General features: G+C 43.6%; 14 protein-coding genes and 5 tRNA genes (1 of these 19 only partly in view). 4 read left to right on the forward strand and 15 right to left on the reverse strand.

Going from position 1 to position 20,603, the window contains the following annotated elements:
• From M1J35_RS00905 to M1J35_RS00925, 5 genes are all read right to left on the reverse strand, one after another.
• Positions 1-30: transfer RNA gene (locus M1J35_RS00905), tRNA-Leu, on the reverse strand (it extends 55 nt beyond the left edge of the window).
• A 34-nt stretch (positions 31-64) separates the two neighbouring features.
• Positions 65-140, reverse strand: a tRNA-Lys gene (locus M1J35_RS00910).
• 18 nt (positions 141-158) lie between these two features.
• A tRNA-Thr gene (locus M1J35_RS00915) sits at positions 159-234 on the reverse strand.
• Positions 235-296: 62 nt separating this feature from the next.
• Positions 297-372, reverse strand: a tRNA-Val gene (locus M1J35_RS00920).
• 37 nt (positions 373-409) lie between these two features.
• Positions 410-484 (reverse strand) — tRNA-Glu (locus tag M1J35_RS00925).
• Between the two features lie 407 nt (positions 485-891).
• On the opposite strand from M1J35_RS00925, the gene M1J35_RS00930 reads away from it, so the two are divergent.
• Both M1J35_RS00930 and M1J35_RS22640 read left to right on the forward strand, forming a co-directional pair.
• A complete protein-coding gene (locus M1J35_RS00930) occupies positions 892-1,251 on the forward strand; it encodes an MBL fold metallo-hydrolase (protein ID WP_254652486.1) in 360 nt (119 codons plus the stop codon).
• 153 nt (positions 1,252-1,404) lie between these two features.
• Entirely contained in the window at positions 1,405-1,539 is a 135-nt protein-coding gene (locus M1J35_RS22640; protein ID WP_256503929.1) for a hypothetical protein, read from the forward strand.
• A 68-nt stretch (positions 1,540-1,607) separates the two neighbouring features.
• Here M1J35_RS22640 and M1J35_RS00935 read toward each other — a convergent pair whose 3' ends face one another.
• Positions 1,608-1,757 carry a hypothetical protein gene (locus tag M1J35_RS00935; protein ID WP_254652487.1) on the reverse strand — a complete coding sequence of 50 codons (150 nt, stop codon included), beginning with the start codon at positions 1,755-1,757 and terminating at the stop codon, positions 1,608-1,610.
• Positions 1,758-2,165: 408 nt separating this feature from the next.
• Complete coding sequence (locus M1J35_RS00940) at positions 2,166-4,232, reverse strand: class I SAM-dependent methyltransferase (RefSeq protein WP_254652488.1); 2,067 nt, start codon at positions 4,230-4,232, stop codon at positions 2,166-2,168.
• Between the two features lie 114 nt (positions 4,233-4,346).
• On the opposite strand from M1J35_RS00940, the gene M1J35_RS00945 reads away from it, so the two are divergent.
• Positions 4,347-4,709 (forward strand): DUF948 domain-containing protein, encoded by a 363-nt coding sequence (locus tag M1J35_RS00945; RefSeq protein ID WP_254652489.1) that lies wholly within the window; start codon positions 4,347-4,349, stop codon positions 4,707-4,709.
• Between the two features lie 46 nt (positions 4,710-4,755).
• Here the strand turns inward: M1J35_RS00945 and M1J35_RS00950 are convergent, their stop codons facing one another.
• A complete protein-coding gene (locus tag M1J35_RS00950) occupies positions 4,756-5,070 on the reverse strand; it encodes a DUF5658 family protein (RefSeq protein ID WP_254652490.1) in 315 nt (104 codons plus the stop codon).
• Positions 5,071-5,293: 223 nt separating this feature from the next.
• On the reverse strand, positions 5,294-10,867 hold the full coding sequence (locus M1J35_RS00955) for a pullulanase (protein WP_254652491.1): 5,574 nt from the start codon (positions 10,865-10,867) through the stop codon (positions 5,294-5,296).
• A gap of 353 nt (positions 10,868-11,220) precedes the next feature.
• On the opposite strand from M1J35_RS00955, the gene M1J35_RS00960 reads away from it, so the two are divergent.
• Entirely contained in the window at positions 11,221-13,323 is a 2,103-nt protein-coding gene (locus M1J35_RS00960) for a GDYXXLXY domain-containing protein (protein ID WP_254652492.1), read from the forward strand.
• Between the two features lie 229 nt (positions 13,324-13,552).
• Here the strand turns inward: M1J35_RS00960 and M1J35_RS00965 are convergent, their stop codons facing one another.
• The 6 genes from M1J35_RS00965 to M1J35_RS00990 form a co-directional block, all read right to left on the reverse strand.
• Complete coding sequence (locus tag M1J35_RS00965; RefSeq protein ID WP_254652493.1) at positions 13,553-14,683, reverse strand: S-layer homology domain-containing protein; 1,131 nt, start codon at positions 14,681-14,683, stop codon at positions 13,553-13,555.
• Positions 14,684-14,933: 250 nt separating this feature from the next.
• Entirely contained in the window at positions 14,934-16,052 is a 1,119-nt protein-coding gene (locus M1J35_RS00970) for an acyltransferase (RefSeq protein ID WP_254652494.1), read from the reverse strand.
• A 242-nt stretch (positions 16,053-16,294) separates the two neighbouring features.
• Positions 16,295-17,887, reverse strand: coding sequence for an extracellular solute-binding protein (locus tag M1J35_RS00975; protein WP_254652495.1), 1,593 nt, complete (start codon positions 17,885-17,887; stop codon positions 16,295-16,297).
• A 62-nt stretch (positions 17,888-17,949) separates the two neighbouring features.
• The gene (locus tag M1J35_RS00980) at positions 17,950-18,822 is read right to left on the reverse strand and encodes a carbohydrate ABC transporter permease (protein WP_254652496.1); all 873 of its coding nucleotides are present in this window, start codon (positions 18,820-18,822) and stop codon (positions 17,950-17,952) included.
• 20 nt (positions 18,823-18,842) lie between these two features.
• Positions 18,843-19,694, reverse strand: a complete 852-nt coding sequence (locus tag M1J35_RS00985) for an ABC transporter permease (RefSeq protein WP_254653665.1) — start codon at positions 19,692-19,694, stop codon at positions 18,843-18,845.
• 248 nt (positions 19,695-19,942) lie between these two features.
• A complete protein-coding gene (locus tag M1J35_RS00990) occupies positions 19,943-20,569 on the reverse strand; it encodes a YesL family protein (RefSeq protein ID WP_254652497.1) in 627 nt (208 codons plus the stop codon).
• Positions 20,570-20,603: the final 34 nt, after the last annotated feature.

A 20,603-nucleotide genomic window follows, 5' to 3' on the forward strand; every position in this document is an offset into this window, starting at 1 on the left:
TGGTGCGTCTGCCAATTCCGCCACACCCGCAAATGGTAAGATGTTTTACCGAGGCGAAAATCTTTGGTGAGCCATGAAGGATTCGAACCTTCGACCCTCTGATTAAAAGTCAGATGCTCTACCAACTGAGCTAATGGCTCATCTCATATAAAACCAAATGGTGCCGGCAAGAGGACTTGAACCCCCAACCTACTGATTACAAGTCAGTTGCTCTACCAGTTGAGCTACACCGGCACGTGTTTCCCTACTTATTAAAAGCAATGCACGGAAGGATATTTTGCTGACGCAAAAATCTTTGGTGGAGGATGACGGGATCGAACCGCCGACCCTCTGCTTGTAAGGCAGATGCTCTCCCAGCTGAGCTAATCCTCCACAATATATAAGTAAGTTCTTTTTACATTCTAAAAAATGGTGACCCATACGGGATTCGAACCCGTGTTACCGCCGTGAAAGGGCGGTGTCTTAACCGCTTGACCAATGGGCCGTTTGTGCAAATGCCCTTTAAGGACAAGTATTACTATAGCAATTAATTTCGCAGAAGTCAACTTCTAAATCATAATTACTGAGAACTTTTTTTCTACTTACTCATTATAACATTTTTGTAAGCCGAAAAAGAATATACCACACTATTTAAGTTTATATCAATAGTGATTTTAAAAAAACAACTTCATTTGTACTTTAGATTCTACTCCTAGTATTCGCATCTTTTTGAGAAACTTTTAAAAATCAGGTCTGTCCCCCTCTCTCCCGCATAGATATAGAAATTGAAAATACGATGATAACAAAGGAGTTTCCTATGAAAATAACACGTTTAGGTCATTCTTGTTATGTCTTTTCCACGCTTGCTGGAAAGAGTATTATAGTGGACGCTTTTTTGCAACAAAACCCTGCATGTCCAAAGGAGTTTGTTCAAGAAGATTATTTGAAGAAGATCGATATAGTTTTGCCACACAAATCACTTTGATCATATATCAAGGATTGGAGGAGGTTAGGAATTCGAATCCTGATGTACTCGTCGTTGACCAGTATGTGCTGGCATTGAAATTAATGGGTGAAGGATACAAAGTGTTTCCATTAAACTATGGCGGCACCTATCATGCGGATAGCTTTAAAGTGACGATGGTCAATGCCGTTCATACCCCTTCTTTCAGTGAAACTCAGGGAGTACCCAGCTTGGTTGAACTTCCGTGTGGGTATGTCTTACATGCCTTCAACGATCAGGTAGTGTATATTTCGGAGACACCAACGTGACGGCCGATATGAAGATCATATAGGAAATCCATCAACCGACCATTGCCATTCTTTCCTGTTCGACACAATTCGTAATGGGTGTCAAAGAAGCAGCATATCACTTACTCCTCTCATACCTTCCCTAAGGTTAAAGACGCCTCCTGTCCGGAATTGATGGCTGGACTTGTAAAGGGACTCCTTGTGATTCAGTTTATGATGGGACAGGATGAGGAATTAAGGGAAATGATGAAGAATATCGATGTAGAAGTTTCTATTCTAGGATATGGAGAAACGAAAGAGTTTCAATAGAAGGAAAGAAGAGTAGTCCTATAATTATGATGAGAGTTTCTTAATGATGTGTGCCTCCCAATCTTATATTACAGAAAATCATTCAATTTCATTTGATGATAGGATATTTTTTGCTGTAACTTACTTTGTATGCGGGAATCCAGACATCCTTCAAGTAATGCTTTATGATAGTGAATCCTCATGGAATGCCATTTGAATTTTAACACTGTAAAAAACATCGTATTCCTCCTTAAATCTTAAGGTGGCAGGAGTCCGCTACGGAAACTGGCAAGCTCTGTCGCGTCTTTAATTTTCACTGATTCAGTCTTCACCCTACCATTATCTAGTTAAAAACCACTCAATTTGTAATGATTCAAATTTACCATTCAGATAATATCACATTATCTAACGTTATATACGATATATTCTTAAAAGAATACTTTTGCGAACCACTAAATGAAAAAATAAACGGGAAGAAATCTTTTTCATATTTTAAACAAACGTTTATTTAGTCCCCCTCCCGTCTGTCTTTAAAGGGTTTTTCAATTAATCAAACGTTTGTTACATTATCTTAGTACTGATGCTACTAATATCCTCGAATAAAAAGATCTCACCCTCTTTAAGGAGTAAGATCTTTTAGCATTGCACTATTTCTTCTCAATCACAATAAAACACGTACTATCCGGAAGACGCACCGGTTTTCCGGTTTCATCGGTAAGCTCTATTTTCTGTTCTAAGTGTTCTTCATATCCTTCTTGCAAATAATGCTCAAATATCAGGATTTCAGCCTGGTTTCCAAGCGTCGCCTGAATAAACTCCCGAAATCTTGATGGAGTAAAATAGCCGAATTGCTCTTGTACTTCATGGGGGTATGCCTCTTCTCCCCACGTATACGTATAAAGGAATTCCATCGCATCGTTTACATCAAGAAGGACGGCATCGTCTCCTGCTGAACGATATGTGATCGACCTCCCCTTGAAGTCCCCGACGTATCTCTTGAAAAAGGAAAGGCCTTGTGGGTCTTTAAAGCGAATGATCCGTTTCTCTTCCATTGGCTCTGTCATGATGCCATCCCGGATGATGATCCTTCCTTTTGGTCTGAGAGCTTTAAGGGAACTCTTTAAGGTTTGGGCGATGACCCCATGATTGAATTTTTCACCTTCGTACGGGATGTAGGAGAACATTTCATGGAGGATCGATGAGAATACGATCGTGTCGGCTCCTCCCTTCCCGATGTAGTCTTCGAGCTTGAGAGCATCTCCCTGCATGACTTCCCATGGGGCGTTATCCCTTTGCTTTTTCCGCTTCAGCTCCTCCACCACATTGACGGCAATGTCGATTCCGATGACGGTGGCCCCGGGGTGGTGACGGGTCAACAGGTCCAGCATGACTCCTCCCCCCGGACCGATATCGACCATTGTCTTTCCTACAGCGTAATCGGAAATCTTTTTCTTGAAGTCCCGTGAGCTATTCATATCACTTAGGTAGGTTTGTTCATTGTTCAGCCTGTCATAGGCATCCTTCCTGAAGTTGAACAGGTCAAATAACAGGACGATGGCCCGGTCATAAAGGGGTGATTTTTCAGCTTCCTGGCAGAATTCAATCAGCTTCTCTCCTGCCCGTGAAAAAGAAAACCCGACCCCCGCCATTTCTTCCTGTGCATGAAGGGGTGCTGCTACCAAACGGACATGCTCGTTTGAAGGGTGTTTTCCATTGACGATCTCTTCGATTGTGCACTCGGCAAGATATGATTCTATGATTCTTTTTTTATAAACATTGACGGTCTTTCTACCTTTATAGTCGTAATACAGTTCCTTCATCAAGGGCTCAAAGGAAAGGTGTTCCAAGGTAATCTCCCGTGTGTTTCGTTTAATGAGCAGAAAGATCTTGATGAATTCTTCAAACGTAAAATCCGTAAGAGAGGCCTCCACATACCACATATCCGTTTTTCGAAAAAAACGTTCCAGAAGCTTTTCTGCATCGGGATGGGAACTCAGCCACTCATCGTATACGGCGTCAACGTTTTCCCCATGTAAAGAAGCAAGATTTCGCAACCTACGGAGCCTTTCTTGAAACGTTTGCTCTTTGGACACTTCTCCATCGCAAATCCAGCGGTTCACCTCTTCCATTTCCTTTTGTACCGAACTCCAGATCCCGGAGGATACTCCCGCTACGATACAGTGATTCAGTGCATACAGAAGAGGAAACATTTCTTGTGTCGCCACTTCGATCAGAGGCTTCATCGATGAATATCTGACCTCACCCCGTATGTATTGTCCGGCGAGACCGTGTGTCAGGATCAGCACGTACAGTAGCTTCTCCTTCTCACGATTACGTTTTGCTTCAGGTCGTTTTTCCATTTCCGAGGCGTAAATTTGAGCCGACCCCATATTATGAATGGCGAGGTGAAAGCCGTTATCAAGCCACTCTCTCCGTTGGTGGGGAAGGCCGCACTTGGCCGTTTCACTCCATATGAGGACTTCTTCCACTAACTCTTTCTCTTCTTGGTGCAGACTCAACCCGTCCAGTATTTGGAGTGTTCTCTCCACGTATTCCAGCACCGGATTTTGTGCCATCTGTTCAAGCGATTCGACTTGTTCAAGGTTTACATTTTTTTCTTTCGTAAGAGAAAGGTATTTTAGCCACACTTGTTCCCGCAGTATGAGTGTATTTCCTGATCTCAATTCTTCAATTGCACGTAAGGATGAAAGCATTGTTTTCGCTCCCTTTTTCTCATTATTTACCTTTCCATCATACCTCACTCTGGTAAAGGAATGTATGAATTCCCTTTTTCATAGACTTAATGTATAGGAAGGGAGCTGGTCTCAATGCTTGAGTGGAGCGCTGCTATTGCAGCCGTTGCATTTACGATTCTTGTGGCTTACTTGATTTTGACATTAAGGAGAGTCATGAACACGCTGGACGAAACGAAGAAGACGCTGTCTGACACGAGGAAGGCCGTTAATGGTATTACAGAGGAGGCTGAAGAACTGATCCATACGGCCAACCAGATTTCTGTTGATGTAAAAGGAAAGATGAAAGCCGTTGATCCGTTGGTTGAGTCCGCGCATGATGTCGGGGACATGATCCAGAGTGTGACAAGCTCGGTGAAAAGAGCCGCTTCGCAAAACCGCACTCCAAAGACCATCCATACTCAGGAAAGCAAACCGGTGCAGATTAAATTGAAGTAAATGGAAAAGAGGCCTGGCTAAACGGCCTCTTTATTTGAGTCCATACTCAAACCAGTTCACCTGCGACCTCCAACAGCCAGTACCCATGCATGAGAAAAACACAGCTGTAGGATACTGCCGCAAAGACTGACACGAGGAGCAACACCCTTGAAGACCGTTTATCCGTTTTAAGATGAAAAAGAAGGCACAGCAAAACGAACGAGAGACCGACCTTCAATAGTAGAAACAACCAAGGGTCCGTGAGATAAAGGGTATGCATGAGGGGATTGGATTCTGATATATACTGAAAGTGCAATCCATACATTGTGACGAATGCGTCTACGAGGTTAAGGAGTAAGATATAAAGCAGCAGGTACCTCATTAATCGATTCTCCTATTCGCTATTTATCGTGGTTTATACCATCATACCATACATTTCATTATAACACTCCTATTTTGTTCTCAATAAAGAATATTATACAAACGTTTATTTAGATCCTCCCATTCTTTGTATTGATATGGATGGGGACACTATTCAAACGTTTGTTTAAATTTCCTCAAAAAAATCCCAACCCTACGAATAAGGTTGAGATTCCATGATTCTATCAATGTTTCTTTTTCTTCTTCTCTTTCTCCCCCTTCTCATCCACCTTGATGACAACAGTAGTCAAAGGATCGAGGGTCAATGTGTCGTCGCTCATGGTGAAACCGGATTTCTTAGAAACAGGATGTGTCCCCGCTTCATCGTTATCCACGACCACTTTTCCTTTCGAGAAGTCATAGTCTCCGATAGACAGCGTCCTTGCTTTATCATCCGCATTCACAAACACATAATACTCACCCGTATCATCCGTCGATACGTTCTTATACGCAAGCAGCAAATCCGTATCGTCGATTTCAGGGATATCCATCAGGGAAACATTCTGATCGACCAGTTCTTTGTCGCCGAGTCGGAACGCATTGGTGGATCTTCTCAGCTTGATCAATCCTTCAGTGTATTCCCTTGTGGTTGTGTTGATTTCGTATTTCTTCTTGTTCGTTGCTTTTTCCCAGTCAAACATGTTGATGGCGTCGGATGAATCGTAGGAGTCGTGGATGAAGTAACCGAATGGGTCTCCATTTTCATCCTCTAACTCATGATATTTCTGTTCCGGTACGCCTTCGCCGAGCCACTGCTTGGTCCTGCCGTATTCCTGACCAGCATGAAGGAAGGCTGTTCCTTGCGATGTGAGGATCATCGAGTTTCCGAGTCTGATCCGCTTATGGATTTCCAAGTTATTTTCCGGTATAGCTGGATCTTTCTTGATCGATTGAGCAATCACATCGTACAGCGGCAGATTATCGTGGGCCGCAATGTATTGGACCATATCGCCCGGGTCGTCGTCAGCCGTGTTACCCGGCTGTCCCTTGATGTTATTAAAAATAGTGTTGATGTCCCGTGCGCCACCGGTCAGGAAGCGTGGCTCACCTTCTGAACCGAAACCGGATTTCAGTTCGTTCCGGATTTCGTCGGAGAAGACTCCCACGTCGTCGGTTTTGTCCATCCAGTCCTGATCGGCTCCCATTCCTTTTAAGGAAGGATCCGATAGGTGACCGGCGAATGTTCTCCAGCCTTCCCCGATGAACAGGGCGTCCGGGTTGATTTCAGCCGCTGCGTCGTAGGCTTTCTGGATCGCAGGGTAGCTTGCGTCTCCCATCATATCGAAGCGCATGCCGTCGATCTTGTATTCGTCGAACCAGTATTTCACCGAGTCCACCATCAGCTTTTCAGCCATCGTGTGGTTTGTCGCCAGGTTGTTACCGAACCCTCCGAGGAAGTTCCCCTGCTCATCCTGGAACGCATAATAGTTTGGCACGATATCGTTCAGTGTGCTTGTTTTCGCCATATGGGTGTAGACGACGTCGAGGACGACTCCCATACCTTTATCATGAATCGCGTCAATCAATCGCTTCGTTTCTTCGATGCGCAGCTGTGGATCGGTGGGATCCTCTGAATACGCACCGTCCGGGGAGAAGTAGCTGTGAGGATCATAGCCCCAGTTGTACTCGTTACCTCCCGCCGAATACTCAAGCTCCCGTTCACCCATCTTCGTTTCATCACCGTAATACCAGGCCATGATCGGAAGCAGCTGGACGTGGGTCACGCCCATTGATTTGATATAATCAAGCTTTTTGATGAAGGCGTCATACGTGCCCCATCTTTCCTTTTTCAAATCCTTCTCGATGGACGGGTCGGACGTGAAGTCACGGACATGGATCTCATAGATGACCGCATCCTCCCGTTTTTCATAGCCATCGATGGCGGCATGAGTGAATTTCTTAGGATCCGTCCCCTTCAAGTCGACGATTGCCGCTTTTCCGACATTATCGCCGTCTGGTCCCGTTTCACCCTCTGTGTTGACGGTGAAGGCTGCCATGGATTTGGCGTACGGATCGAGTACTTTTTTCGTTACACCATCATTGGTCACCTCGTATTGATAGTAGTAACCCTTCAGATCCTTCACTTTTAATTCTTTCGCTTTCGCGTCTGTCGACCAGACTCCTTTTTCACCTAGAGTCAATTCCACGCTGCCGATTTTCGTTGCAGCATCTTTTTTATCATAGAAGTTTGCCACCACTTTGCTTGCTTTCGGTGCCCACAGTTTTAACGTGGCATTTCCTTTTTTATACGTGGCACCCAGGTCATCCCCATCGTAAGCATACTTGTTATCAAGCAGTCGCCATCCGGCTTCTGCCGCAACGGTCCTGCCCGAGTAGGTGATGGAAAGAGGGAGCTTTTTCAGGTCAAAATCTGCTTTCACTTCCACCGTTTTGTCTCCCGTAATCTTGGCTCTGTTTACTTTCACATCGGAACCAGCGTTGTCTTTGATGACCAATCCTGAAAGCAGTACGTCTTCCGTCAAACCATCTGTCATCGTAAAATTCAATCTGATCGTGTCATCCGAAATGACTTCAGATGAAACAAGTCCCGTCGCCACATCTCCATGCGGGGAAATGAAGACATTATCCTCGCCCTCTTTTACCCATAGTTGATCATACTTATCGAGGAGGTTGAAGGTTTTGTCTCCGCCATCCTTCTCACCGGTTTGCTCATTCAACACAAGGAAGCCGATCTGTTTGGCATCTTCCTTCAATTCAACGTCTACATAAGCGCCATATCGATCCTTTTTTGAAAAATCCAGTGCGCCTGTCGGCCAGTTCTCTGTCGGGGATTTCACCTCTCCCCACGTCCATAGGCCGAAGTTTTCATAGTTCCCGTCTTCACGGTCATAGTGGATGCGAACCGTGTTCGCAGTGAGATCCACCGGCTCATACGTATACACTTTATCCGATCCCTGCTCGATCCAGATTTCATTCACGTCAGTGTTTGTGATCGAGAAGGCTTTGTCTCCGCCGTCCTTACCCCCGTCGCCTTTCGTAATATCCATGACGAGGAATCCGATGTTTTTGGCCCCTTCAGCCAGAGGTACGTCAATGTATGCCCCGTAGCTGTCGGTTTTCTCGAACATCGTCGCTCCTGTCGGCCAATTAGCCGATGGTGATGCGACATCATTCCACAGCCATGCACCGAAGTTTTCAAAGTTGCCATCCGTCCGGTTATAGTGGATGCGGATGTTGTTTTCAGGTACAGGTTCCGCTTCCGGATCTTCCCCTCCAGCCACTGCACCCGTGATGATGCCGCCTTCAACAGTAAGGAGTGCCGTACCTCCGTCTGTTTTGGAAGGAAGGGACAGTGTTACGTTCCCCGATTCAGTTGTAGTATAGGTTTCTCCAGAGTACGCATTCGTCACGACCGCTTCAGGAGAATCAACCGTCAACGTGACTTCTTTCGCTTCATCCGCCACGTTTAACCCGACGTATACGGAGTCGTCTTGGTAGTTACGGGAGAACAAGAGGAATTTGTCGCTGTTGGAACCGCCGACTGTATGTCTTTCGCCCTTCGCAAACACGTCCGAATGGGCCCCCCTGAAGTTCAGGATCTTTGTGTAGTGATCCAGCACATCATTGTTCTCTATATCATCCCAGTCCAGGTCATAGCGGTTATCATACTGAGGGTAATTATTCGCTCCGCTCTGACCTAACTCTTCACCATAATAAATGACCGGCTGCCCTTTTGACGTCGCCTGAAGAGATGCTGCAAGTTTCAGCTTTCCTTTGTCCCCGCCGAGTGAATACAGGAATCCGTCTTCATCATGGCTTCCGAGGAATTGTCCCAGTGTGGCCGTGTTATCAATCTTCCCGTTTCGGGCCGTCAGTTTATCATTGGCCGCTTTCAGGTTGCCGTCCACAAACTCACGGGCGATATCCTTGAATCCGAAGTCGAGGAGGGAATCCATCATCCCTGTACCAAGGTAGCCGTAGTCATTATCAGCACTTGCGCCCCACGCTTCGCCGATCATTTTGTGCTTCGGCATTTTTTCAGTGATCGCATTCTTGAACGCCATCCATGTGGCGTCTTCCACATGCTTCACCGTATCGACACGGAAATAGTCGATCGTGTTGCCCTTATCCGTTTTCGCTTTCTCGATCCAGTCGGTCTGCCAGTCGATGATCTGCTGGCGCACTTCAGGATCTTCCGTCATTACGTCAGGAAGCCCGGCCAGTTCGCCGACCACTTCGTCACTACCAACATTGCCCTGACGCAGGATGTCGCTGTACTTTTCACGTTCTGCGTCTGTCGGATATCCGGCAGGACGCTGATCTTCCGGCAGCTCACCGTCGATTTCTTTCAATCCGTAACCGGTATGGTTCAACACGACATCCACCATGATCTTGATCCCGCGGTCATGGGCCTCGTCGATCAGGTTATGGAAGTCGTCCATGCTTCCGAAGTGAGGATTAAGCTCACCGAAATTGCTCGCCCAGTAGCCGTGGTAGCCAAAATATGGCTCTCCTTCTTCCCCTTTCCGCACATCGTACTTCACATTCTCCACAACCGGACTGATCCAGATCGTGTTCACGCCAAGCTTATCAAGGTAATCGAGTTTTTCCGTGATCCCTTTAAAATCTCCACCTTGATACGAACCGCGTTTATTTTTATCATAATTCAGATTGTATGGATCATCATTCGATGTATCCCCGTTGAAGAATCGGTCCGTCAGCATGAAATAAATGATCGATTCATCCCAGTCAAGGTCGGAATCGCCAACGGACTGCCTTGCTTTCACTTCAATTTCAGTGCTTCCTTTATAGACGTTTCCGTAGGAGTCCACTGCGGTTAGAGGAATTGATTTCGTTCCTGCCGTAATATCATCATCTACGGAAAGGGTCACTTCATTCAGCGAAGGATCAATTTCAAGCTTCTCCGATCCGCCTAATGAAGAAACATCCGCTGTGATTTTTTGAATCGTTAAACCATCTGTCATTCCTTCGATGTCAACATTCAAGACGGCGTTTTCGTTATAGTCCACAGCTGCAGGAGCCACAGAACCCGTCACGGTCAGATTGGCTTTCTGGAAATCCAGAACCGATTTGCCGTCCACCGTATTGTAAGGATCACTCACTTCCGTCGTCACGCCATCCTTTGTGACTAAAAAACTGTACTCATTTTTACCATTAGGAATGTTGTCGTATGGCAGAACGAAACGCTCATTCTCCGGCTCATACGTCATTTCCTTCGTCTCTCCGTTGTACTTTAATTCGACTTTCTCAATCGTATCCATTTGATCGTTTTGGAAAAGGTCCTTGTCACGATAGAAAAATGTCGCATCCCCCTGATCGATAACCGGTGCGGACCCATCCGGTACGATGCGGATCTTCTCGACACCACTTGTTATGTAGGCCTTGGTGAGAGTGTCGTTCTTATTGACCTTGATGAAGCGGTCCCCGAATTCCTTCTCCGCAGTATTCCAATCCTCGGTACTGCGCAGCACAAATCCGAACTGCTCCGTTTCAGGTGCGACGGAGATGTTCGCTACCGCCACTCCGTTTTCATAGGAGTCGAAGTTGATTTGATCATCCTTCACCCCTGTATTCCATGCCCATATGTTCCAGCCGTCGTACGTTTCGTCTTCACGGTCATACGTGAAGCGTACCGTGCGGTCACCTGAATCCGCTGCTGTCGCCGTCTCATTTCCGTCGGCAACGGCAGAAGCTGCCGGAGCGAATGGTGACCACAGGCTGATCAGCATTATCAATGTCATAACCACTGAGAAGTGACGCTTTGTCTTATTTCTCATTCATGTTTTCCCCCTTAATTGGATAAATAGAATAATAGAAGTGCTCGTGATGATACTTGTGGAAACGTTTGCGCAAATGGTTAAAAAAATGTGAGGTAACTCCCGGGGTAGTAATTTCGAACTAATGCAAACGCTTGCAATTGTCTGTCTTTTTCATTTTACAATAGGTGGGTGGAGGGTGGCTATATGACTATTGGGGGATTTTTTACTTATTTTGCTTGTTCAGTAGGAACGGTCTACGGTTTTATAAATGAAGGATTTGAATACTCCCCTCTTGCTCCTCCATATATTAGCCTATTTCCCTAGCGCCATCATATAATAGAAGGAAGAATTTCATGACAGGGGTGAGCTTAATGAAAAAAAAGGTTTCACTTACCTACTTATTCGGAGTTGTCTTTATTTTAAGCAGCGCACTTTATTTTTTCGCTTCTAACTGGCAGATGTTTTCACGGCTTGAGAAAGTGGCTTTAGCGGGGGCTTTGATTGTATTGTTCTATGGAGCGAGTTTCCTGTTGGACCGTGTTTTGAAGGGAGCCCATTTCCTGTCCAACTGGCTGTTGGTCAGCGGGGTGATTTCCTTTGGTCTTTCCGTTGCGTTGCTCGGACAGCTGTACAATTCCCATGCGGACAGCTATTTATTGTTTCTTGTCTGGTCCATTCCCGTCTTGCTGTTCAGCTTGTTCACACGATACGGCGGATTTTACGCATTGACCCACATCCTCATCCATTTGACGATCTATTTTTATCTGTTCCCTTCCACTCCAATCGGGCACTGGACCCTCGCCCACACGTGGATCGCATTCGGAGTCGGCATCGCGAATATGCTCTTATTTTTGATTATTAAAAAAGGATATATCCATTCAAAACCATTGCTTTACTTGAGTCTCGTCTCTGCCAACCTTCTCCTTATCGTCACAGCTTTCAATAACCCGTATTCCGCTTTCTTCACCCTGCTTTATATAGGCATCCTCGGAGTCGGGATTTACCGGTATGTTCATAAGGAAACATCCATCTTTATCATTCTATCAATGTTCGGAACGGGGTTTATCATCATCAAAATGTTCGAGCTGATGGCAAGATACGTGTCCAGTCTGTTCTTCATCGGTCTTTTACTGGCAGCCATTCTGTTATTAACGGGAAGTGTATTCCTTGTGAACTACTTACGAAACCATTCCGCTTCCCGTCACTGGACAAAGACAATCTTCGTGGCAAGCGTCACGACCATCGCTTCTGTCTTCATCGTGGCGTCTGTTTTCGGCCTGCTTTCATTGTTCATGGTGGATGTGTCCATGACCACCCTATTCGTATTGGCGACGGTATTCCTCGTCATTCCGAGTACAGTAACGAACTGGCCATCCCCTGTAAAATATTCGCTTATGATGACCGGCATCGTGATCGGGATGATAGCAAGTGTGTTTGATGAATTTTCGTTTGTGATGTTCTTTGTTTTCGCCTTCCTGTTTTACGTTGAAAAACGGACTGCTGCGAGATTTATCGTTTACCTTCTGTTTCAATTGAATACAGGGATCTTCTTAGGGCAAACGATGGAACTGGGTGCTCATGCCCTTCTTCTCGTGATGGTGCTCTTAAACGGAATCGCCTATCTCCTGCTGAAAAATAAACAGGTCCTTCAGTATGGAGCGTTTCTCAGTGGATTCATAGCCTTTTTCTTGTTAACGACGATTGATTTATCGTTTAGTCTTCATATTTTCTATTGCACGCTATTTTTTCTGATCGCGACCTTATGCGTGTATGTTTTCAAAAAGCAGGGTCTTCAGGTTTATTGGATATCATCCCTACTATTCTGGTTCATGCTGATCGTCCAGCTGTATTATGATCTGGCCTGGAAACTCGTTCACAAATCCGTGCTCTTTGCCGTATTGGGCATTTGCTTCTTACTTGTGGCCGGCTACCTGGATAGGAAGAGTGGCTTTGAACAAAAATCGCACTCGATCCTTGCAGGGAAAAGGCTCGGTATCCTCTTCATCATTTGTCTTCAAGCCGGATGGATCGGGTATCAAGTGTATTCGAACGAAACCTTACTCCAAAACGGGGAAACGGTCATCCTGGAACTTCAACCAGTCGATCCGCGGTCCCTCCTCCAGGGGGATTATGTGGAATTGAACTACAGTATTACACAACTCGAGGATACCTCCATCGATGACAACGGGCCCGTCACGATTGTATTACGTAAAAACCCACAGGGCGTCCATGAATATACAGGAGATTATAAGTTTAATGGAAAATGGAATGTTTCTTATGAAAACAAACCCGGTGACGTGCTCTTAAATGGAAAAGTGACAAGCTCGTGGGACAACAGTGCCCAGGTCTCATATGGAATCGAACATTTCTTCATTCCTGAAGGAACCGGTCTCGATGTGGAAGGAAAGGTGAAGACTGCGGTGGTGAAGGTGAGTGATAAGGGGGATGGGATATTGGTCCGGTTGCGGGACTAGAGGCCAGGTAGTTATGTGATTTTTTATGGAGGTGGTAATTTGTGCGCCGCTCTACACTTGCACTCATTCCACCTCTATTCTTTCAAAGGAAAATAAATTCCCTTTAAGTATAGTTGGATGGGTGTACTAGTAAAAAAGCAAGGAGTGCGTAGCCACCCCCTTGCTTCCTCATTGATTTCTACCTGTTAGAAGGAAAATCAGGATTGAATCAAGATCGCCCTCAAAATATTTATTTTGTATAATCCCGAATCACTTCATCCTTCGTTAACTTCTTCATAGTTTCATCCGTTTCGATCGGTGCACCTTCATATTGGAGACCCAGTTTAAAAGTATTATAAACATCTCCTCTATAAGTAGGGACCGATTCTGACATTAGGACATGCTTTGAGCCTGGCATGATGTAATAATGTAACCATTGATCGGGCTCAGTATAGTCATCAATCTCTCCATATACTTCACCACTAAAGTGATGGACAAACTCATCATCCACACTATGATTCAAAGGATAGAATGTTTTAGTCTCATAGTGGATAGCTCTTACATCTCCTGATTCAAAAAAGAAAACTGCTAAACGATCGTCTTTAAAGATATCGGAAGTTCTATAAGAATAGCTAAACCCTGAAGATGACTGAGAAGGACTGCTGGCATCTGGTAAACCAAGCTTCTGAATCACTTCCTCCTTCGTCATCAATAAAGTGATCCCGTTGAAAAATACTTCATTGTCTTTGTAATCTATGGCCACGTCATTCATTCTGAAGGTATCCTTAATGGTTCGGGCAAGCATAACAGCAAAGTGCTGTCTGGATATCACCTCTTGAGGATGAAAGGAGTGGTCGTTAAAACCTGTAACGATTCGGTTTTTCACCATCACATTGATATAGTTATAGGCCCAATGAGACTTAGGTACGTCTGTAAAGTCAGAGAAATGATACCCTGATAGATTATAAGCTTGAACGATGATCTTTGTCATTTGGGCTCTTGTTAGAGAACCCCAAGGATCAAAGTATTTACTTCCATCTTCACGGGTTTTTCCACTGACCCATCCCATTTCCACAGCTTTGGCAACCTCTTCGTATCCATAGTCACCCTTTTTCAAATCTGTAAAGCCTGGATCTTTAACATCTTTCATGTCCTTGATCCCTTTATCTCTTAAGATCATTTGAACTGCTTGAATTCTTCTGACTGGATCATTTGGCTTAAAGGTGTCGCCATACCCCTCCACAATTTTCGAGTTTGCCAGATAATTGATTTCTTTCTCATAAAGCGTGACATCAGTAAAGGTTCCTGAAGCTCCGGCTGATGAGCCCATACAAAAACCTAGAATCATGAATATAAACGACAAGAAAAATATTTTCTTCATATTATCCCCCTCTCATATAACAATCTTAGCACACATATACATAATTGTAATTTAATCCCAAAAAGTAATTGAATTTGGGTCATTTGCATCATAAAGTCAGTATTTTTCAGAGAGTTAACACTTTCAAAAATTACAGCTAATATGAGTAGTGATCACCTGTAACTCTGAAAACGTCCCCATTGCTTCCAAAACAACAAACGAAAGGGAGCTGCACACTAAGCAGCTCCCTTTCGTTTGAATAAACTTCATTTTAATTCGAAAATCCAACTTTCCTATGATTCGATCTGTACTTGTCATCTTCTTTTTGAACACGGTCTTTCTTAATCCGGGGGACGGTAAGAATATATTGATTGTACGGAAGCAGTTGAAATAACTTAATCAACAGCACTGATCCTCCCAGTAAAGCCAAATACACAATCGGGAAAAACATCGTATGATTCCACAATACATCAGGAATCAGTCTTTCCAGTCCCGTTAACACAAAGGGATGCACAAGATAAATTGCCATGGATAGAGTCCCGATTTGAGTCAGGAATCGATTAGGAATGCTCCACTTTTTAATGTTTTCGGTCATTCCCATAACAAAAAGAATGATGATCGGAATATTAATGACATTGGATAACCTGCTTGCTCCAATCGAACCGACTGTTTTATACTCATATACAGCTAACAGAACCACTATGGCAAAGGCAATCCCAAGTAAGCCCTTGAATTGCTTGGAGAAGTGTAAGATGGGTTCCCAGAAATGAGCCATAAAGCCGCCAAGGACAAAGAAATAAATCCAATAAGGCAAGATGACGCCAGGTCGGATCAATACCTCCCATACTCCACTAAGTGCTCCGAAATCAAAGATGTTAAAGAGATAATACATATTCAGAGCCGATAAGACCAATAGTACACTCCAGCTCTTCTTTGACTTAAACTTCTGTAACAGAGGATAAATCAGATAAAACTGAAAGACAACCGACATAAAGTATAGGTGATAATGCGAACCACCGTAGGCAAAGTTCACAAGAAACATCTTATACCCACTTTCAAATGGGTTTGTCCCAAGAAGAACATAATTAAAGGCCAAATAAAAGATGCTCCAAAACAAAAACGGCAGACCGATCTTCGTAAATCTGCTCGTAATAAATCTTGTCAGATTAAAATCCCTAAACCTTGATTGATACACAAGAAGAAATCCGCTGATTACAGCAAATAAAGATGTTCCAAACCGACTGATCTGATTTATAAAATATGTGACTTCGGTAAATTGCTGTCCGTTCTGATGAAAGTACGAAGCGGACACATGAACAAGAAGAACACATAAACAAGCAAAAGCTCTCAAGAAGTGAATTTCAAAAATGTGACCCCTTGCTTTACTCATCTTTTCACATCCTACTCTAAAATAAATTACGTTTAGAAGCATACAATGGAAAAGGTGAATAATGGGGGATGTTAGTAACCTTTAATACAAAAGTAGGCATTCCTTAATAATCGATCTACTTATTGGATTATGTTCCTTTCTTTTCCTTTCTGTAAGCTGGGGAACAATGCTGCTAATTCCTCGATACATAAAAAAAGAAGCAGGAGAATCGCTCCCCCGCTTCCTTTCCTTTCTAACTAACTTTATTCCCATTTTCTCTCTGAATAACCCTTCTCTTCAATTCCTTTGTTTACTTCTTTAATGATTTCCGAACCTCCACGCTTAAGGTATTCATCCACCAGTTTATCCCAATCTGACACTGGTCTTTGACCAGCAATCATTTTGGCCTGTTCATTCATTAAGAACTGTGTAAGATCAGCACCTTTTTCTTGATCAGTTTTTGACACAATTCCATAAGATGGGTTGATATACATTGGATTAGATTCAAACATATCCTGTAAAGAATTCACCAAATCCTTCATTTCAGGCAGTTTGTAATCATTCGAGTAGCGAACATCTGCGTCTGAAGGTACATGCTCTCTGTTATCAAGGAAATAGGTAGATGGTGCCAATCCCTCAGATGAGAATGTCGGTACACGGACCGGGGCGTTGTTCTCCATCTTATAGCCTTCTCCCTCTTTCCCCCACATCCAATCAAAGTCTTCATTTTCTGGATTTTTTTGATCTGTTGGGAAGAATTTCTTGCCTGCATCAACTAGCTCCAGCGTTCTATATATCTTTCCTTCATTGTCTGCCAATTTGGCATTAAGAGCAAGAATTCCAGAGAAGCCAGATCCCATGGTAAAGCCTTGGGAATCATCTGGAGCCTTAAATGGAGGAAGCGCCACTAGCTTAGCCTCTGGATCTATTTTTAACAATCCACTTAAGTAATCTTCACTCATCCCTGAAACACCACCTACAAAGATACCCGCTTTACCCGAATAAAATTCATTATTCGTGTCTGCCCAGTTCAACACAGCGAAATCTTTCGGCATGGCATTTTCCTTGTAAAGATCTGCAAAGAATTGAATCACTTCTTTTCTTCCTTCCGAAATGATACCCGGGATGAAATCACCGTCATCGTTCTGGTGGTACCATGCACTCGGGTCCCAATAGGCACCCATATTAAAGTTAGGGTTGATGTTTTCTCCTACAGCAAGACCGTACGTATCATCTTTTCCATTTTGGTCAGGATCATCTTCCGTAAAGGCAATGGCCACTTTTTCGAGTTCCTCATAGCTTGTCGGTGCTTCTAGTCCAAGATTGTCCAGCCAATCCTGTCGGATGATGGGCGTAAGAGGAAATGGGTTCGAGTATCTTGGAATGCCGTAGATATGGCCATTCACTTTAAAAGAATCATAAACATGGTCAGGGATTTTAGAGAGTGTGTCATATTCTTTCAGATAATCATCCAGCGGCAGGAATGCTCCTTCATTAGCCCATTGATAGAACCGATTATCATCTGCTGTGAAACCAATCATATCAGGCATGCTTCCTGAAGCGACAACAGCGGAGGATTTCTCTGCATAGTCCCCTTGAGGAATGATTTCCGGCTTATAATCAATATTAAAGCGGTCATTTATCATATCCAATCCAGGACTTGAGGATGGCGGTGGATCACCATAGCGGAAAGTCATCCCGGTAATGGTATACTTCTCACTATGATCAAACGGATCTTGCGTCTTCTGATTATCTTTCTTGTCCGTGTCGCTCTTTGTCTCTTCCGAAGAACATCCAATCAGTGACAAACTGAGGGAAAGACTAAGGAACCCTGTCATTAAATACTTTCTTTTCAAATTAACCCCTCCAGATTCTTTTTATCTTTAGGCAAAAGTGAAAATCGGGTGGCCAAGTACCATCATCCTTTAACTGAACCCAGCATCACTCCTTTGGCAAAATGTTTCTGCAGAAATGGGTAGACTATTAATATAGGAATGGTAGCTAACAGGATAGCTGCCATTTGCACTGTTTCAGGCGGCGGCAGGGATTCCATCATTTCATGGGATCCGAGCGCCGCATTAGGCTCATTGACAATCACGATTTGCCTAAGGATGACTTGAATAGGCCATTTGGCGGGATCATTCAGGTACAATACACCTGTAAAATAGCTATTCCAATGACTCACTGCGTAAAAAAGTCCAAATGCAGCAAGGGCTGGCTTGGATAGGGGAAGAACTACTTTCGTGAATATTTGAAAATCATTGGCTCCATCAATGACGGCTGCTTCTGTCAGTTCTTCCGGTATTCCAAGGAAAAATTGCCTCATGATAATCAGATTAAATGGACTTATTGCAACGGGGATAATCAAAGCCCACCAAGTATTTAAAAGCCCTGTTGCCTTCACGATCATATAGGTTGGGATCATCCCGGCTGAGAACAGCATGGTAAAAAGGACAAAAAAGAGGATGAGCCGCTGTCCGTAAATTCCCCGTGTCAATGAATAAGCCATGGTGGATGTGAAAACCAAATTGATAAAAGTTCCGACCACCGTAATGTAGACCGTGACAAATATGGAGCGGATGAACTGATCAGATCCAAGCAGGTACGTATAAGCATCTGTAACCCATTCCTTTGGCCATAGGAGGATATCATTTTCCAAGAAATCGCTAAGACTTGAAAAAGAAACCGCGAATATGTAAAGGAAAGGGAAGATCATGGTGGCTGCTATTATCAGAAGGATAATACCATTAAACCCATCAAATAATTTATTGCCGACAGAAGTCTTTGACATTTAATCCCCTCCCAATCAGGTTAAAATAATCCGTCTTCACCAAACCGTTTAGCAAGACGGTTAGCAACTACCACCAATACGAGCCCGACCACTCCCTTAAATAATCCAACCGCAGTGGCAAAGCTGTAATTTGCTTGCTGAATACCTTTAAAGTAAACAAATGTATCAAGTACATTACCTGTCTCCATATTAAATGGATTCAGCATGAGAAAGATTTGTTCAAATCCGCTATCCATTACGTTTCCTAATCGCAGGATCAACAGGATGATGATCGTACTCTTTAACGCTGGTAGAGTAATATGCCATATCTGCCTCCACCGATTAGCCCCATCCATAACAGCTGCCTCATATAAATGAGGACTTATCCCTGATAACGCTGCCAAAAAGATGATCGTCCCCCATCCCGATTCCTTCCAGATGACCTGAAGGACAATTAAAGGCTTAAACCATGCAGGATCAGTTAGAAAAGGAATGGTCTCCATTCCTAGCTTACTTACAAAGAAATTATTAACCAGTCCCTCGCTTCTTAAGAAAATGACCGTTATACCCACAACCACTACCCATGAAAGAAAGTGCGGCATATAGACAATGGACTGAAGGAAACGCTTATAAACCTGGTTACGCAATTCATTAAGCATCAAAGCGAGTAGAATTGAAATTGGAAAGGCAAAAATAATTTGCAAAAGGGATATTTGTAGCGTATTCCAAATAACTCTAATAACGTCAGGGCCTTCAAAAATGAGTTTAAAATATTTCAATCCCACCCATGGGCTCTCTGCAAACCCACGAAATGGACTATAATCCTTGAAAGCCAGCAATAGTCCGGCCATAGGAATATATCGATAGATTAAGAAAAATAATACACCTGGCATAAGCAGCAATAATACAAAACGGTCCCTCCAGAGTTTTTTTCTGATTTTGCTCCACCTTGTCACTCCAGTGACCTTGCTTTGGATGCCTGGTGAAGATTCATTGGACGGCCTGGTCTTAAGTTCCAACTGTTTCACTCCTTTCTCTATACCTATTCCTCAGCCAACCCATACATGTATACAACATGTATTTATAAGGTAAGAATAATACAAATTTTAAGAAAATTCAATATATTTTACTATTTTCTTTCTTACTCTTTTGATTTTTCTTCTAATACACTGAATATATGGATAGATAACTGCATCAAGATCAACGCTATTAAGCTCCCACCGAAAAGAGGAAATAGTCCAGGTATTTTTACGATCAGGTAATAAGGGAAATAAAACCCTAATGCCATTATCACTGAATATAGTGGATGGGAAAGAGCAATCAAGACGGCGTTCCGTATACAATGAAAAATACCAAGTTCATAATGGGCATAAACAGGAAAGGCAAATAATAGTGCCGCCAGATAAATGACACCAAAGATAAAAAGTACATATGAAAAAAGGAGCGCTGGCAATGAAGGAATTCCTCGAAAGTAAAGAAGGTCAACATATAAGATGACACCTATAATAACCCATGTGTAACCGTATAGGTTTCCTTTAAAGAACTCTCTTTGATACTCCTTTTTAAAGTGAGTAGCCATGGGCAGGTCCATGTCCCCTGTTTGGTTCCACTTCCTTACAACAGAAAACATAGCGATAGTAGATGGGAAAACACCTGCAATACCTGCACCTATGACAATTCCCCCTAACCATAATAGGTTAAGGCAAGCCAGTTTCAATGCATAGTTCCCATAGTATTGTAATCCGCCCTTCCATCCAGTTAACTCCATATCCATGCCGCCCTTTCTAGAAAATGTAAATAAC

The sequence above is a fragment of the Rossellomorea sp. KS-H15a genome, from assembly GCF_024195245.1.
Taxonomy (GTDB): domain Bacteria; phylum Bacillota; class Bacilli; order Bacillales; family Bacillaceae_B; genus Rossellomorea; species Rossellomorea vietnamensis.

Excerpts from the sequence above, each read along its gene's own strand:
- M1J35_RS00960 (WP_254652492.1), top strand. The coding sequence starts at position 11,221 with ATGAAAAAAAAGGTTTCACTTACCTACTTATTCGGAGTTGTCTTTATT.
- M1J35_RS00980 (WP_254652496.1), bottom strand. The coding sequence starts at position 18,822 with ATGTCAAAGACTTCTGTCGGCAATAAATTATTTGATGGGTTTAATGGT.
- M1J35_RS00935 (WP_254652487.1), bottom strand. The coding sequence starts at position 1,757 with ATGTTTTTTACAGTGTTAAAATTCAAATGGCATTCCATGAGGATTCAC.
- M1J35_RS00930 (WP_254652486.1), top strand. The coding sequence starts at position 892 with ATGTCCAAAGGAGTTTGTTCAAGAAGATTATTTGAAGAAGATCGATAT.
- M1J35_RS00970 (WP_254652494.1), bottom strand. The coding sequence starts at position 16,052 with ATGAGTAAAGCAAGGGGTCACATTTTTGAAATTCACTTCTTGAGAGCT.
- M1J35_RS22640 (WP_256503929.1), top strand. The coding sequence starts at position 1,405 with ATGGCTGGACTTGTAAAGGGACTCCTTGTGATTCAGTTTATGATGGGA.
- M1J35_RS00965 (WP_254652493.1), bottom strand. The coding sequence starts at position 14,683 with ATGAAGAAAATATTTTTCTTGTCGTTTATATTCATGATTCTAGGTTTT.
- M1J35_RS00955 (WP_254652491.1), bottom strand. The coding sequence starts at position 10,867 with ATGAGAAATAAGACAAAGCGTCACTTCTCAGTGGTTATGACATTGATA.
- M1J35_RS00950 (WP_254652490.1), bottom strand. The coding sequence starts at position 5,070 with ATGAGGTACCTGCTGCTTTATATCTTACTCCTTAACCTCGTAGACGCA.
- M1J35_RS00945 (WP_254652489.1), top strand. The coding sequence starts at position 4,347 with ATGCTTGAGTGGAGCGCTGCTATTGCAGCCGTTGCATTTACGATTCTT.
- M1J35_RS00985 (WP_254653665.1), bottom strand. The coding sequence starts at position 19,694 with ATGCCAGGTGTATTATTTTTCTTAATCTATCGATATATTCCTATGGCC.
- M1J35_RS00990 (WP_254652497.1), bottom strand. The coding sequence starts at position 20,569 with ATGGAGTTAACTGGATGGAAGGGCGGATTACAATACTATGGGAACTAT.
- M1J35_RS00940 (WP_254652488.1), bottom strand. The coding sequence starts at position 4,232 with ATGCTTTCATCCTTACGTGCAATTGAAGAATTGAGATCAGGAAATACA.